Genomic DNA, 1,896 nt, shown 5'->3' on the forward strand with positions numbered 1-1,896 from the left:
GCTGTCGTCATCGTGTGCCTGTTTTTATTGCTTTTTGTCGTTATTTTGGGATTCCATGTCGACAAATGACTAATCGTACCCATGCCTTTGCAGAGTGTTCCGTGGATGGAGGCCAAACCTGGAAGTTAGTAGATTTGGGCGGGGAGCCTGCTGAGGTAACAGAAATTCGGCCTGACTTCCAGACCATCAAAAGGTTCACTGGTTCTGGCACTGAGTTTAAGAGGCAAGGAGATCTCCTGCGGGGTCTTCTGGAGGGCGCTGATTTAGCGCAACAGCAAACTCTGGCTGAAGCCTGTGGCATAAGTCTTGAAGAACTGAAGGAAGCCCATGAGGCAGGCTGTGAATCGCCAATTCCCCATCTAAGTCCTTTCGCAATGGTAGAGAACCTTTGGAAGAGAAAAGATTTAGCCGGTTTTTCCATGGGCGTTTCAATCCTGGAGTCGCTGGAGACCGAGGCATTGGGCTTTAAAGAAAAGGAATTGATCGGTGTTGTGGAAGACTACGATCGGCGTGCCTCCAGACCGATGTCGGAGGCAGTCAAACAAATCTTGTCCAACAGTGATCAAGATCAGGTTACTGAACAACTCAGGGTATTGCACTCCAAAATGATTGTTCAGGGCGGAGCATGCCCTCTGCAGTGGTTGAGTTCAATAATGAATGTTCTGCAAAACAGTGACCTGACCAGGCCTCCGGTTATTGAATTTGCCAAAAAGGCCCTGGCATCGGATTGGCTGGATCCAGTGCCGAACAGTTTAAACGATTTTAAAGGGGCTCGTAAACTCCATGAGCTATTGATGCGTCTGCAAGTTGTCGATGAATTGAAGGTTGCAGCAAGCCAGTGCCTGAAAAAGTGGTATGGGGAATTATTGTCCGGAGAAAAAAATTGCGTGACCTGGCAGAGGGCATATAAAAAACGTCAGCAGAGAAAAGATAATGCCTTGCTCGTCTCTCAATGTCATGAAGGTTTTTCGCGATGTCTTGAAGGCCAAATCGTCAGCTCATCTGTAAAGAACGACTGGACGGACGAACCTGAGGGCATTCCGAGTATAGAGCGAATGCTGGTGCGCCACCCTGCATTTTCGAAGTTAATCTCGGGCGCGGCGAAACACCGTCCGGTGATTATCATGGAGCAGCCTTCCTGGGGCGATTTCTGGCTAAGAACACTGCTTGATGAAAAGGTCGAAACTCTGTTACAACGAATCGCTGAGAACCGCTCAGACTTGAAGCGCAGATTGGAACAAATCAATCAAGAGTACACAACGAGAAAACAACTCGGAGCTGCTCTGACAGAATTGCTGAGAGATCGCGACAAAGCCATGATTCATATTCTAAATGTAGCTATGAAAGAAGAATATCATTTGCTTAAACCAGCTTTGGAAAATGAATATGAGAAAAAAAGGTCTGCAACCATAAGCCGTTACGAATCCACTCTAAAGCCCCTTAGGCTGTCATTCGGGGAGAGAAAAACTGTGGATGATTTAAAAGAGAAATGCAGGAAAGCGATTCAGCAGGCCTTCAGCCATTATCTGTATGGGGTAACACATTCGAAAGGCGGTTACTTAACATATTGCTGGGTCGATGCTGAAATACCAGAAGGTGGGGAGAAACACAGCTACGGCGCTCATGACCCATCCTCACCAGAAGAGCTGCATGCCATGATGTCTGCAATCAGTAGCTCTTCCGGGTTTCAGGAATCTGTTAATAATAACTACTTGCGGCAGGTACACAACGCCAATAACGCTCTGGTGCTCAAATCCGACGAGCTGACAAACATTGCCGCAGAGTTTATAAGCAGCATGAATTTGGATTCACTTTATGACTCACTAGCAGCCTGTCGGACTTAAGCGTCCGTAGCGAGGATTGCAAGAAATTGAGGATAAAAATTTCTGCTTCTGA

At 46.9% G+C, this 1,896-nt stretch carries 1 protein-coding gene; it reads left to right on the forward strand.

The window, feature by feature from the left end; all coding sequences use genetic code 11:
• Positions 1 to 1,844 (forward strand): transglutaminase-like domain-containing protein (locus tag KDK19_RS05995; RefSeq protein ID WP_257253157.1); only part of this gene is annotated, 1,844 nt, incomplete at its 5' end.
• Between the last annotated feature and the right edge of the window lie 52 nt (positions 1,845 to 1,896).

Origin of the sequence: Endozoicomonas sp. ONNA1, from assembly GCF_024606325.1 — a bacterium.
GTDB lineage: Bacteria > Pseudomonadota > Gammaproteobacteria > Pseudomonadales > Endozoicomonadaceae > Endozoicomonas_A.